This window comes from Nocardia transvalensis (assembly GCF_015477765.1).
Taxonomy (GTDB): domain Bacteria; phylum Actinomycetota; class Actinomycetes; order Mycobacteriales; family Mycobacteriaceae; genus Nocardia; species Nocardia transvalensis_A.
The window spans coordinates 340,183-352,954 of sequence record NZ_JADLQQ010000002.1 but is presented as its reverse complement, the minus strand read 5'-3'; the positions used below and the strand labels follow the sequence as shown (position 1 = coordinate 352,954).

The window sequence follows — 12,772 nt, the reverse complement described above, 5'->3', positions numbered from 1 at the left end:
AACAGCTTCCTATTTTACGCGCGACTCAGCTGAGCTGCCGCAGCGCGCGCCGTACCGGCGGAGAGGGTACGGAAAATTCTGGGCCGCAGCGCAATCCACCCTTACGTCAGCGAGCGCGGCGGACCGGCCCGGGGTGCCGGATATGTTCGGTCATGGCCTCGGCAATCGGTGCGGGTGGCGGCGAGGCGGGCGTGGCGACGGTGCGGGCATCGTGGGAGATCCGCATCAGCAGCGCGATGATGACGTAATTGGCCAGCAGCGACGAACCGCCGTAGGACATGAACGGCGTCGTCAGGCCGGTCAGCGGAATCAGTTTGGTGACACCGCCCACCACCACGAACAACTGCCAGCCCATCGAGAACGCCAATCCGCCGCCGAGCAGCTTCCCGAACGCGTCTCTGGTGGCCAGCGCGGCGGTGAACCCGCGCACGGTGATCACGGTGAACAGCAGCAGGATCGCGGTCAGCCCGAACAGGCCCAGCTCTTCGCCGATGGTCGCGATGATGAAGTCGGTCTTGGCGAACGGCACCTCCTGCGGCCGGCCACCGCCCAGCCCGGCACCCCACAGCCCGCCGGTGCCCAGGCCGAACAGGCCCTGCGCGATCTGATAGCCGTTGGTGTAGTAGGTGGCGAACGGGTCCTGCCACACGTGCACCCGCACCCGCACGTGCGCGAACAGGTTGTAGGCGATGATCGCGCCGACGGCGAACATGGCGATCCCGATCAGCAGCCAGGAGGCCCGCCGCGTGGCGATGTACACCATCGCGAGCACGGTCCCGAACACCAGCAGCGAGAATCCGAGGTTCTTCTCGTACACCAGCACCAGCACCGACACGAACGTGACCAGCAGCAGCGGACCCAGATCCCGCAGCCGCGGAATGGTGAAGCCCAGCACCCGCTTGCCGGCGGTGCCGAACAGATCCTTGTTGGCCACCAGGAAGGCCGCGACGAAGATCAGCAGCAGCACCTTGGCGAATTCGCCCGGCTGAATCGAGAAGCCGTGGAACATGATCCAGCTCTTACCGCCGTTGACCTCACTGAACCGCGAGGGCAGCACCGCCGGGACGAGCAGCAGCACCAGGCCCGCCAGGCCGCAGGTGTAGGCGTAGCGGGCGGGCTGGCCGTGATTGCGCACCACCGCCAGCAGCACCGCGAACAGCGCGATTCCCGCTGCGGTCCAGATCAATTGGTGTGCCGCGTCCGAGGACGGGACGGGTTTGCCCGCCGCCACGGCCGCCGATGCCTCGGCGCGATCGAGCCGATCGATGAGCACCAGTCCCATGCCGTTCAGCAGGATCACACACGGCAGGAGCACCGGGTCGGCCTTGGGCGCCAGCATCCGCACCGCCAGATGCGCCAGCAGCGACAGGCCCGCGAACACCGCCAGCGACCACTGCAGCGACCCACCGCTCTCGCCGCCGGTGGCCGCCGCCATACCCAACCCTGCGACCGCGACCAGAGCGACCGCCGCCACGCACAGCACCAGTTCGGTGCGGCGTGGCTTGGGCAGACCGATCGGGCCGGAGGAGGTGCCGATCGGCCCGGACGAGGTCGAGTCCCGAAACGCGCTCACGGCAACCAGTATGCGTGTCCCGGAACGTCACCACCCGAATCGGGCAGGTCGGCCCCTGTGGGCCGGGTGGCTCAGCGCTGGTCGAGAGCGCGGATGAGCAGGTCTTTCATCTCGGCGACATTCTCCTCGAGGGAGCGCAGGCGGGAGTTGGTGTCGTCGATTCGGACCTCGAAACCGTTCAGCCGCCCGCCGAGCCGCTCCTCGAACCGGTCCATCTTCGCGTCCAAGACATCGAACCGTTCTCGGGTTTGCTCACTCAACGCGTTGACGGCGGCCAGCACCGCTTTGTAATCCGCGCGATCGGCTTCCAGCGCGGCGACGCGGGCTTCGAGTTCGGCGAGGGTGGCGGGCATTTCGCGATCTTATCGGGCTCGGCCGCACGCCCGCATCATCGATCGCACAGCCGCACCCCTTATTGCCGAAATGATCGCTTCCCGCGCCGATTGCGCTGGTCGAGCCGCCTGCTGGCAGGATGATCAAGGTGCATATCGCAGTCGGTCTGGTGGCCCTGGTCGCCGCCGCAGTCGGCCTGGCCGCGCTGGCCCGGCGCCTCGGCGTGGCGGAACCACTGTTGCTGACCGTGGCCGGGATCGCGGCCTCCTACCTGCCGTTCGTGCCCAGGATCGACGTCGATCCGGAAATCATCATGCTGGGGTTGCTGCCGCCGCTGCTCTACACCGCGGCGATCAACACCTCGTTGGTGGAGTTCCGCCCCAAGAAGGTGTCGATCGCGCTGCTGTCGGTGGGGCTGGTCCTGGTCACCACGTTCGCGGTGGCGCTGGTGGTGTGGCAATTGCTGGGCGTGCCGTTCGCGGCCGCCGTGGCGATCGGCGCGGTGGTCTCACCGCCGGATGCGGTGGCGGCCACCTCGATCGCGCGGCGGGTCGGCATGCCGCGGCGCATCGTCACCCTGCTCGAGGGCGAGGCCCTGTTCAACGACGCGACGGCGCTGGTGGCGCTGCGCACCGCGATCGCCGCCTCGGCCGGGGCGTTCAGCATCTGGCACGCCGGCCGCGACTTCCTGATCGCCTCCGTCGGCGGCGCGGCCATCGGTATCGTCGTCGCCGCGCTGCTGGCGCTGCTACGGCTGCGCATCACCGATCCGGTGCTCGACACCAGCCTGTCGTTCCTGGCCCCGTTCGCCGCGTATCTCCCCGCCGAGGCCGCCCACACCTCCGGAGTGATCGCGGTGGTCGTGTGCGGGCTCATCCTGGGACAGGGCGCGCCGGTGTGGCAGAGCGCCGCCTCGCGCATCGCCGAGCGCACCAACTGGCGCACCATCCAATTCATCCTGGAGAACGCGGTTTTCCTGCTGATGGGCCTCCAGGTGCGCCGCATCCTGGAGGACGCCTGGTCCAGCGGCCTGGACCACACCGTCATCCTGCTCACCTGCGCCGCGGTGCTGGCCACGGTGATCGTGGTGCGTCCGATCTGGGTGTATCCGGCCATCTATTTCGCCTGGTTCGTCGAGAGCCGCCCACGGGGAAAGCCGAAACCGGCCTGGACGGGTCCGGCGGTGGTGTCCTGGGCGGGGATGCGCGGCGTGGTCACCCTGGCCGGGGCCCTGCTGTTGCCATCGGACACACCGCAATTGGCGACACTGAAACTGCTGGCCCTGGTTGTGGTCGGCGGAACCTTACTGCTGCAAGGCTTCTCGCTGCCCTGGTTGATCCGATGGCTGCGCCTGCGCGGACCCAGCCGGGCCGAGGACGCGCTGCAGGAGGCGAATCTGCTGCAACAGGCCTCCGCCGCGGGATTGGCGGTGCTGGAGGCCGAAACCGCCCCGGAAACGCCGCCGGAGGTCGTGACCATGCTGCGGGAACGGGTCGCGCGCCGGGCCAATGCCGCCTGGGAGCAGCTCGGCCGGGCCGAATCGGTGCGGATCACCCCCAGCGGCGAATACCGACGGCTGCGCCTGGCGATGCTGCGCGCCGAGCGCGAAACGGTCTTACAGGCCCGCGATTCCGGAGCCGTCGATCACGAGGTGCTCGAGCACGTGATGGCCATGCTCGATATCGAGGAATCCACCATCGATCGGGTGGCCGAGGCCGACGACGAGCCGCAGGGCGCGCTGCTGGCACCGGCGACGGCCGGCTGTGACCATCTGCGGGACGCGCCGCACACCACCATGCCCGTGGTGGCCGAGGCCTGCGCCGAATGCCTGGCCGAGGGCCTGACCTGGGTGCACCTGCGCATGTGCCTGACCTGCGGGAACGTGGCCTGCTGCGATTCCTCGCCCGGCAATCACGCCACCGGCCACTACAGACGAACCGGCCACCCGGTCATGCGCAGCGTGGAGCCCGGCGAGACGTGGCGCTGGTGCTACGTCGACGAAATCCTCGGCTGAGCGCGGTCATTCGGTCGATTCGCCGGACTGCGCCGGACGGCTCAGCCGCACGACTCCCGCGTCGAGATCGAGGTCCAGGCGCGGGCGGTGAGTCTGACCGTCACCGTCCTCGCTGTCCTCGTTCATCAATTTCTTACCTGGGAACAGTTCACCCATGACACCCATCCCCCCACGATAACCCCACGGCCGCACCCTGCCCGGCGACCGCGGGCACTACCCTTGGCGCGTGCACACAGGTCAGGACTCCGACGGCGCCGAACCCCGGATCTGGGGCGGAACCACGCTCACCGAGCGTCGCGAGGCGCGGCGGGCCGCGCTGCTCGAGGCCGCCCTCGATCTGATCGGCGAGGCGGGGGCGGGCGCGGTGACGATGCGTGCGGTGTGCCGCAAGGCGGGCCTGACCGATCGCTACTTCTACGAGAGCTTCACCAGCCGCGACCATCTGCTGGACGTGCTGTATCGGCAGGTGGCCGACGAATTCCTGGAACCGATGACCGCCTTCGCCGCCGCCGGCGATCCCTCCCGGGACCGGGAGCTGGCGCGGGTGCTGGTGGACAAGGTGCTCGAGGACCCTCGCAAGTCGCGACTGTTTCTGGTCGAGCCCTACTCGAGCACCGGTCTGGGCCAGACCACGATCGCCGTGATGCCCGCTTTCACCCGGCTCATCCAGGATCACCTGTTCACCGAGATCACCGATCCGGTGCGGCGGCGGCTGGCCGCGGTGACCATGGCCTCGGGCAATGCGGGGATGTTCTCGGCCTGGCTGAACGGTTCGCTCAAGGTCACCCGCGAACAGGTGGTCGATCACCTGGTCGCGGTCACCACCGCTTACCGGGCCATGTACCGCGACGACTGATAATTCTGTCCGGAAACATTTTGAGGTTGCCCTCACAATGGGTTGCGGATGCGCTGAAACAGCGGTTTACTCGCACTCGCTCGATGCCCGGCAGTCCGCGAAGGAGGTGGTCGTGATGCCTGATGACAGTCCTCGATATCGATTCGCCAACTGTTCACTGGACGACCCCTGCGCGCGCCCCGGTTTTCTCACCGCTATCCGGTAGCCTGCGCGGCGCGGGTCGCCGCCAATTCCGGAAGGGTGCCATGACGACGGTAGAGATGCTGGTACGGCTCGCGGCCGGTGTCGGCTGCGGCGTGGTGATCGGCCTCGAACGGCAGTACCGCGCCCGGATGGCCGGGCTGCGCACGAACACGCTGGTCGCCACCGGTGCGACGCTGTTCGTCCTGCTGTCCGCGCACGGTTTCCACGGCGCCGTCGCCGACCCGACTCGCGTTGCGGCGCAGATCGTTTCGGGCATCGGCTTCCTCGGCGCCGGAGTGATCATGCGCGAGGGTTTCACGGTGCGCGGCCTCAACACCGCGGCCACGCTGTGGTGTTCGGCCGCGGTGGGTGCGCTGGCGGGCGCCGGAATGTACAGCACGGCGGCGGCGGGCACGGTGGCCATCGTGATGGTCAACACCGCCCTGCGCTGGGCCGGTCGGACCGTCGACCGCCGCCCCGAATCCGGCCAGGAGCAGACCGCCGCCTATCTGTTCACCGCGGTCACCGACGACGCCCACGTCGCGCACGTGCGCGCCCTGCTCGTGCAGGCGCTGACCCGCACCGACTTCCGGCTGGTCTCGGTCTCGAGCCGCAATGCCGACACCGAGGGCCAGGTGGAGGTCTGTGCCGAACTCGCCGGCGACCAACGCGACGACCGGCAGATGGAGTCCGCGGTCAGCCGCCTCAGCCTCGAACCCTCGGTGACCAGCGTGGGCTGGAACATCCCGAACAGCGCCGGAACGGAGCACTGATGACGACCCTGCGCTCCTACCCGACCCGCGGCGCCCTCGATCGGCCGCGTTCCCGCGCCGCCGATGTGGTCGTGTTCGCCGGTGCCGCCGTACTGATCTGGGTGATCGTGCGCGTCTCCGGCGGGCTGACCGTGCCGTTCGACGAGCACGAGACGGTCACCGAGGTGTCCACCGATGCCGCCGATCTGCCCTACTATGCGGCGCGGTCGCTGCTGCGCATGTTCCTGGCACTGGGGCTGTCGATCGTGTTCACCTTCGCCTACGCCACCGCCGCCGCCCGGCTCCGGCGCGCCCGCACGGTGCTGCTGCCGTTTCTCGACATTCTGCAGTCGGTGCCGATCCTGGGCTTCCTGTCGGTGACGGTGACCGCGTTCATCGCGCTGGCCCCCGGCTCGCTGCTGGGGCTGGAGTTCGCGTCGATCTTCGCGATCTTCACCTCGCAGGCGTGGAATATGACCTTCGCCTTCTATCACAGCCTGGTGTCGCAGCCGCGGGAGATCGACGAGGCCGCCCGCAACCTGAGATTGTCCCGCTGGCAACGGTTTTGGCGGGTCGATGTGCCCAGCGGCATGGTGCCGCTGGTGTGGAACGCGATGATGAGTTTCGGCGGCGGGTGGTTCTTCCTGGTCGCCTCCGAGGCGATCAGCGTCAACAACCGCAACTATGTGCTGCCCGGCATCGGCTCCTATGTCGCCACGGCCACCGATCAGGGCGCGACCGGCAAGGTGCTCATCGCCATCGGCGTGATGATCGTGATGGTGATCGCGGTCAATGTGCTGTTCTGGCGGCCGCTGACCGCCTTCGCCGAGCGCTTCCGCGTCGAGGACTCCGAACCCGCGCAGGCACCGCGCAGCGTCACCCTCGATCTGCTGCGCCGCTCGCATATTCCCGATCTGCTCGGAAAAGTGTTCGGGCCGTTGGTATTTCCGCTCGATCGGGCCATGCGGGTGTTCGGGCTGGCCGAACATCCGCTGCATGTCCAGGCCGGGCGGCGGCGGGCCGGGGACATCGTCTTCGGGGCGGCCGTCACCGCCGTGATCGTCTGGGGCAGCTACCGCGTGGTGACCTACATCCACCGCACCGTCGGCTTCGGCGAGGTGGCGCACGCCTTCGGGCTGGGCGGGCTCACCCTCGTCCGGGTGCTGGTCCTGCTGGTCGTGTGCAGCCTCGTCTGGGTGCCGGTCGGGGTGTGGATCGGGTTGAACCCCAAGGTGTCCCGCTTCGCCCAGCCGGTGGTGCAGGTGCTGGCCAGCTTCCCGGCGAATTTCCTGTTCCCCCTGGTCACCGCGGTGCTGGTGGCGACCGGAGCGAGCCTGAACTGGGCCGGAACGCTGCTGATGGCGCTGGGCGCCCAGTGGTACATCCTGTTCAACGTGATCGCGGGCGCCAGCGCGGTGCCCAACGATCTGCGCGAGGCCGCGGCGAATCTGCGGCTGCCGCGCGGGCTCTGGTGGCGGCGGCTGATCCTGCCCGCCATCTTCCCCAGCTATGTGACAGGCGCGATCACCGCCGCCGGCGGCGCCTGGAATGCGGCCATCGTCTCCGAGGTGGTCGGCTACAACGGCACCACCCTGACCGCGGACGGTCTGGGCGCCTACATCTCCGAGGCCACCACCGCCGGTGACTGGCCGCGCATCCTGGTCGGCGTCGTGGTGATGAGCATCTACGTCGTCGGCATCAACCGCCTGTTCTGGCGTCGCCTCTACGCCCTGGCCGAACGCCGGTACTCGTTGTGACAGGAGAGTTTTCATGACCGCCACCACCACGACGACCGGTGAGGTCCTGCTGCAGGTCGACGGCGTCGGCATGTCGTTCACGGGTGCGGCCGGTGACACGCTGCAGGTGCTCGACCACATCGATCTGGACCTGCACGACGGCGAATTCGTGGCGCTGCTGGGGCGTTCGGGCTCGGGCAAGTCGACGCTGTTGCGCACCATCGCGGGACTGATCGCCCCGACCGCCGGGCAGGTGCGCTACCGGGGGCGGCGGCTGGAGGGTGCCAATCCCGGTGCGGCACTGGTGTTCCAGTCCTTCGCGCTGATGCCGTGGCTGACCGTGCAGGACAATGTGGAGCTGGGCCTGGCCGCGCGCGGCGTGCCCCCGGCCGAGCGGCGCCGGCGCGCGCTGGAGGCGATCGACCTCATCGGTCTGGACGGTTTCGAGACCGCCTACCCCAAGGAGCTGTCCGGCGGTATGCGCCAGCGCGTGGGGTTCGCCCGCGCTCTGGTGCTGGAACCGGATCTACTGCTGATGGACGAGCCGTTCTCGGCCCTGGACGTGCTCACCGCGGAGAATCTGCGCACCGAGCTGGTGAACCTGTGGGACACCGACGATTTCCCCACCAAATGCGTCTGCATCGTCACCCACAACATCGAGGAGGCCGTGCAGCTGGCCGACCGGGTGGTGGTGCTGGGCGCCAACCCGGGCCGCATCATCGCCGATATTCCGGTGACCATGCCCCGTCCCCGCGACCGTCGCGCTCCCGGTTTCGAACTGCTCGTCGACGAGATCTACGGGCTGCTCACCGGCCGCGACACCGAACGGGTCGTGCCCGAACCGGATAAGGCGACCCCGACGGCCACGCCGCTGCCGGATGCGTCGGTCGGCGGACTGGCCGGCCTGGTCGAACTCGTCTACGCCTCCGGTGGCCGCGCCGATCTGCCCGAGATCGCCGACGAGCTCAACTTCGAGATCGACGATCTGCTGCCGCTGGTCGATGCCGCCGCGCTGCTCGGATTCATCACCGTCGAATCCGGCGATGTGGCCCTGACCGAGATCGGCACCCGCTTCACCACCGCCGATATCCAGGAGAGCAAGAAGATCTTCGCCGAGCAGGCCCGCCACCGCGCGCCGCTGGTGCGCACGATCTGCAAGGGTTTGGCGGGCAGCGCCGACGGCCGCCTGCGCTCGAGCTTCTTCCTGGACCTGCTGCGCCGCGGTTTCGGCCCCGACGACGCCCGCCGCCAACTCGACATCGCCATCGACTGGGGCCGCTACGCCGAGCTCTACGATTACGACGCCGACGACGACCAGATCACCGCCGACCCCGCGGCCGAGGAATTCGCGGGCGTACGCGACAGCTGGAACTAGGCGCGCTCTTGCGCCGCGCGCAGGCGCGCCTCCAGGCCCTCGAGGACACACAGCAGCCCGAAGTCGAAGGCCATGGCGCGGCCGGCCTCCTGATCCATGGGCGCCATCTGCTGGAAGTCAGCCGACATCTCCGGATAGTCGGCTGCCTGCTGCCGGACCGCCTGCTGCAGGGCTTCGACGTCGAAGCGTTCGAGGTGACCGCTCTCCGCGTACGCGATTTCCGGAACCACTTGGCCGAGAACGAAACTGACCACCGTGCCACTGGCGAGATAGACGTCCACACCGTGGAAATCGGCGGCGAGGAAGGTGCGGCGCAGGCGCTCGTTGAGCCGAAACATACTGGGGCCCAGGCTCGGCATGCGTCCGATCAACTCCACCATCCACGGATGGGAGCGCATGGTGTTGCGCAGATTGTAGGCCAGAGCGCTGGCGACCTCGCGCCACGGGACGGTATCGGGATCCGGTAGCTCGACCTTGCCCCACATCTCGTCGAGGGCCAGTTCCAGCAGTTCGTCCTTGTTGGCTACATACCAGTACAGGCTCGTCGCGCCCGCGCCGAGCTTCGCGCCGAGTTTGCGCATGCTCAGCGCCTGCAAACCCTCCGCGTCGAGCAACTCGATCGCCGCCGCGACGATCTGCTCCCGCCCCAGCCCCGAGGTCTTGGGCCGGCGCGGCGGACGGGTCCACACCGACGAGAACTGCTTGGTCACGGCTGCCACCTTAATTCACTCGCACACTGTTCTAGTTTATCGTACGGTGTCCTAGTGACCTCGAACGCTGTACGACAAACGTCCGACACGGCACCGCGCGACCCCCGCCGATGGTGGGTGCTCGCCGTCCTGTGCCTGTCGCTACTGGTGCTCATGATCGATGGCACCGTGCTCAACATCGCCATCCCGCCACTCATCGAACAGCTGCGCGCCACGCCGTCGGATGTGCAGTGGATCCTCGACTCCTACGTTCTGGTGTTCGCCGGGCTCCTCCTGACCGCGGGCAGCCTGTCGGACAGGTTCGGCCGCCGCCGCATGCTGATCATCGGCCTGGCCCTGTTCGGGGCGGCATCACTCGTCGCGGTGCTGTCGACCGAACCGTGGCAGCTGATCGTCGCTCGCGCCGCCATGGGAGTCGGCGGGTCGCTGCTGATGCCATCGACATTGTCGATCCTGATGACCACCTTCGCCGAGGACGAGCGACGCAAGGCGCTCGCCGGGTGGTCGACGGTATCCATGGTCGGCATCGTGCTCGGCCCCACCCTGGGCGGCGTACTGCTGCAACACTTCTGGTGGGGTTCGGTATTTCTGCTGAACATCCCGGTCGCGGTGATCGCGATCATCGCGGCACTCACGCTGATGCCCGAGACCTACGGCGATCAGCGACCGGTGGACCCGGTCGGCGTGGTGCTCTCGATCGTGGCACTCGCCTCGACCGTGTACGTGATCATCGAGCGCGAGTGGAACATCCCGGTGATCGCGCTGGCAGTGGTCGCGGGGGCCGCGTTCATCTACTGGGAATACCGCTCCCCCCATCCGATGCTGCCGATCCGGGTGTTCCGCAACCGTGATTTCACCGGCCCGTGCCTGACGCTGCTGCTGATGATGTTCGGCATGGGCGCGGTGATGCTGATGCTGACCCAGTACCTGCAGTTCGTGCTCGGCTACGGACCGATGAAGGCCGGATTGGCGCTGCTGCCGTTCGCCGTGGCCTCCGCGGTGTTCAACGGTCTGGGCGCGACGCTCGGAAAGACGTTGAGCAACAAGGCACTCATCGTGACGGGCCTGGTGGTGATGGGCGCGGCGTTCGTGGTGCTCGCCAACGCCGACAGCTACCTGTGGGTCCTGATCAGCATGCTGGTCATGGGCATCGGCGGCGGCCTGGCCGGCCCGGCGGCCTACGCTTCGATCATGAGCGCGATCCCGCTCGAACACGCCGGTGTGGGCTCGGCCATGAACGACACCTTGCAACAGGTGGGCCAGGCGATCAGCATCGCCGTCCTGGGTAGCGTTCTGGCCGGCGAGTTCACCTCGCATATGCCCGACGATCTCCCGGCTGCCGCCCGCGATTCCATCGGTGCCGCCTTCCAACTCGGTTACTCCGACGCCGCCAAGTCCGCCTTCACCGCCGCCATGTCCTACGGCTCCTGGATCAGCTGCGGTTTCGCCCTCGCGGCTGCCCTGCTCGGGCTACTCCTCATCCGCACCCGCACCCCGAAACCAGCTCCCGTGCCGTAGACCTGCCCACGCACGTGCCTCGGCATCGTGCGAGTCGGCCCTGCCCCACTGCTCGCTCCGGACCGAGGGGTGGATGCGAGCAGCGGGGCGGGGGCTGGTGGGTGAGCCGAGTTTTGGCCGGTGAGAGGGTATTTCGGGAGGGGGTGGGGTGAAGGAAAGGCGAGTTGTGGGCCATGGGCCGGGGTTTCAGACTCGGGGGTATGGACCATCTCAGGTACGTGGAATATGTTCCCCCTCAGTATCGTTCGGTGGCGGCGCGGGAGCCGATCGTCACATGGTGGGCGTGGCGGGGGCGGCGGGTGCATGTTGCCCGCGCTGTCGTTCCCGGGGCTCGGGTGCGGGTTCTGATGATTCATGGGGCGGGCGGGCATGCCGGATTGTTGTGGCCCTACGCGGCCTCGGCCGCGCACGAGGAGGTCGAGGCGACCGTGGTGGATCTCCCGCTCTACGGCGATACCGTCGAACCGCGGCCGCGGGGCGTGCGGTACCGCGATTGGATCGATCTGCTGTGCGAATTCGTCAGGGCCGAAACCGAATCCGATGATCGGCCGCTCGTCCTGTTCGGTGCGAGCATGGGCGGGATGCTCGCCTACGAGGCGGCGGCCCGCACCGGAGCGGTCGCGCATGTCGTGGCGACGTGCCTGCTCGATCCCGCGGACCCGCGGGCGCGGGAGGCGGCGGCCCGCTGGTCGATCACCGGCAGGATCCCACCCGCCCTTCTCGGTGCCCTCGCCCCGGTCCTGGGTGGTGTGCGAATCCCGGTCCGCTGGATAGCGGATCTGCAGAATATGAGCCTCGATCCGCGAGTGTCGCGGTTGTGTGCGGCCGATCCCAAAGGCGGCGGCGTGAGTGTTCCGCTCGGCTGGCTCGCCGACTTCCTGACGTTCCGGCACGCCGCGCCGGAGGACTTCCGCGCGGCACCCGTGACCTTGCTCCATCCAGCCACCGATCGCTGGACACCACCGGAGCTGAGTATGCGATTCCTCGACAGGATCGCCGCGCCCACCCGCTCGGTGTTGCTGGAGGGCTGTGGTCACTTCCCCATCGAGGAGCCGGGCGTGACCCAACTCGCCACCGCGCTCCGTGAGGTAGTGGACGCGGTGGCGAAACCCGTTGGCTGACGGCCGCTATCAAGCATCGGGGGCGAGCCGCAGCGCCAGCGTCACGAGCTGGTCGGTGGTGAGGCCATGGCGCGGTGATACACGATGCACCTGAGCGTCGAGGGCGTGCACGAGCGTTCGTGCGGTCAGCTCGGTGTTCTCGCCGCCGCGGCCGCATCGATCGAGGTGGTAGGCGACCTCGTCGACGAGATGGTCCTCGAATGCCTGCACCGCGTTCAACACCTCCGGCGATCGCGGTACGGCTCGGTGCATCAGAGCATGCAGGGCGGGCCGATCTCGATGCAGGTCCACGACGACGTCCAGGATCGTGTACATCGTCTCCTCGAACGGCGGCCGGGTGGTGCGCAGCGCCGCGAATACCTCGCCGAGCCGGGTGCCGCCCTCGGCGAGGTGGCGTTCGGCCAGGACCCGCAGCAGCGCATGCTTGTTCGGGAAGTATTGGTACAGCGTCCCGATCGAGACCCCCGCCCGGTCGGCGATGCGGTTGGTCGTGGCCGCGAGACCCTCGCGGGAGAACATCTGCGCGGCGGCCTCGACAAGCGTGTCCATCATCTCCCGGGATCGCTGCTGGCGCGGGGCCTTTCGCGGCGTATCGACCATG

General features: G+C 68.3%; 12 protein-coding genes. 7 read left to right on the top strand and 5 right to left on the bottom strand.

The features are described from left to right. Positions 1-106 precede the first annotated feature (106 nt). On the bottom strand, positions 107-1,573 hold the full coding sequence (locus tag IU452_RS05640; RefSeq protein ID WP_416382278.1) for an FtsW/RodA/SpoVE family cell cycle protein: 1,467 nt from the start codon (positions 1,571-1,573) through the stop codon (positions 107-109). A gap of 71 nt (positions 1,574-1,644) precedes the next feature. Further along, positions 1,645-1,926: a hypothetical protein gene (locus IU452_RS05635; protein WP_195107815.1), complete on the bottom strand. Its 282-nt coding sequence runs from the start codon at positions 1,924-1,926 to the stop codon at positions 1,645-1,647. A 119-nt stretch (positions 1,927-2,045) separates the two neighbouring features. On the opposite strand from IU452_RS05635, the gene IU452_RS05630 reads away from it, so the two are divergent. Then, positions 2,046-3,920 carry a Na+/H+ antiporter gene (locus IU452_RS05630; RefSeq protein WP_195107814.1) on the top strand — a complete coding sequence of 625 codons (1,875 nt, stop codon included), beginning with the start codon at positions 2,046-2,048 and terminating at the stop codon, positions 3,918-3,920. A 6-nt stretch (positions 3,921-3,926) separates the two neighbouring features. On the opposite strand, the gene IU452_RS05625 is transcribed toward IU452_RS05630, so the two are convergent. After that, complete coding sequence (locus IU452_RS05625) at positions 3,927-4,085, bottom strand: hypothetical protein (RefSeq protein ID WP_195107813.1); 159 nt, start codon at positions 4,083-4,085, stop codon at positions 3,927-3,929. Positions 4,086-4,146: 61 nt separating this feature from the next. Here IU452_RS05625 and IU452_RS05620 point away from each other — a divergent pair, with 61 nt between their 5' ends. The 4 genes from IU452_RS05620 (at position 4,147) to IU452_RS05605 (ending at position 8,822) form a co-directional block, all read left to right on the top strand. Then, entirely contained in the window at positions 4,147-4,776 is a 630-nt protein-coding gene (locus IU452_RS05620) for a TetR/AcrR family transcriptional regulator (protein WP_195107812.1), read from the top strand. Positions 4,777-5,021: 245 nt separating this feature from the next. Continuing rightward, positions 5,022-5,732, top strand: a complete 711-nt coding sequence (locus IU452_RS05615) for an MgtC/SapB family protein (RefSeq protein WP_195107811.1) — start codon at positions 5,022-5,024, stop codon at positions 5,730-5,732. Then, positions 5,732-7,468: an ABC transporter permease gene (locus IU452_RS05610; protein WP_195107810.1), complete on the top strand. Its 1,737-nt coding sequence runs from the start codon at positions 5,732-5,734 to the stop codon at positions 7,466-7,468. The genes IU452_RS05615 and IU452_RS05610 overlap by 1 nt, the downstream gene beginning before the upstream one ends. A gap of 13 nt (positions 7,469-7,481) precedes the next feature. Then, a complete protein-coding gene (locus tag IU452_RS05605; RefSeq protein ID WP_195107809.1) occupies positions 7,482-8,822 on the top strand; it encodes a nitrate/sulfonate/bicarbonate ABC transporter ATP-binding protein in 1,341 nt (446 codons plus the stop codon). Here IU452_RS05605 and IU452_RS05600 read toward each other — a convergent pair. Next, positions 8,819-9,532, bottom strand: a complete 714-nt coding sequence (locus IU452_RS05600; RefSeq protein ID WP_195107808.1) for a TetR/AcrR family transcriptional regulator — start codon at positions 9,530-9,532, stop codon at positions 8,819-8,821. The genes IU452_RS05605 and IU452_RS05600 overlap by 4 nt on opposite strands. A gap of 54 nt (positions 9,533-9,586) precedes the next feature. Here IU452_RS05600 and IU452_RS05595 point away from each other — a divergent pair, with 54 nt between their 5' ends. Then, complete coding sequence (locus tag IU452_RS05595) at positions 9,587-11,050, top strand: MFS transporter (protein ID WP_195107807.1); 1,464 nt, start codon at positions 9,587-9,589, stop codon at positions 11,048-11,050. A gap of 200 nt (positions 11,051-11,250) precedes the next feature. Further along, positions 11,251-12,171: an alpha/beta hydrolase gene (locus IU452_RS05590; protein ID WP_195107806.1), complete on the top strand. Its 921-nt coding sequence runs from the start codon at positions 11,251-11,253 to the stop codon at positions 12,169-12,171. 9 nt (positions 12,172-12,180) lie between these two features. Here the strand turns inward: IU452_RS05590 and IU452_RS05585 are convergent, their stop codons facing one another. Then, positions 12,181-12,771, bottom strand: coding sequence for a TetR/AcrR family transcriptional regulator (locus tag IU452_RS05585; protein WP_228816679.1), 591 nt, complete (start codon positions 12,769-12,771; stop codon positions 12,181-12,183). Position 12,772 lies beyond the last annotated feature (1 nt).

Excerpts from the sequence above, each read along its gene's own strand:
- IU452_RS05635 (WP_195107815.1), bottom strand. The coding sequence starts at position 1,926 with ATGCCCGCCACCCTCGCCGAACTCGAAGCCCGCGTCGCCGCGCTGGAA.
- IU452_RS05630 (WP_195107814.1), top strand. The coding sequence starts at position 2,046 with ATGATCAAGGTGCATATCGCAGTCGGTCTGGTGGCCCTGGTCGCCGCC.
- IU452_RS05625 (WP_195107813.1), bottom strand. The coding sequence starts at position 4,085 with ATGGGTGTCATGGGTGAACTGTTCCCAGGTAAGAAATTGATGAACGAG.
- IU452_RS05615 (WP_195107811.1), top strand. The coding sequence starts at position 5,022 with ATGACGACGGTAGAGATGCTGGTACGGCTCGCGGCCGGTGTCGGCTGC.
- IU452_RS05610 (WP_195107810.1), top strand. The coding sequence starts at position 5,732 with ATGACGACCCTGCGCTCCTACCCGACCCGCGGCGCCCTCGATCGGCCG.
- IU452_RS05605 (WP_195107809.1), top strand. The coding sequence starts at position 7,482 with ATGACCGCCACCACCACGACGACCGGTGAGGTCCTGCTGCAGGTCGAC.
- IU452_RS05590 (WP_195107806.1), top strand. The coding sequence starts at position 11,251 with ATGGACCATCTCAGGTACGTGGAATATGTTCCCCCTCAGTATCGTTCG.
- IU452_RS05585 (WP_228816679.1), bottom strand. The coding sequence starts at position 12,771 with ATGGTCGATACGCCGCGAAAGGCCCCGCGCCAGCAGCGATCCCGGGAG.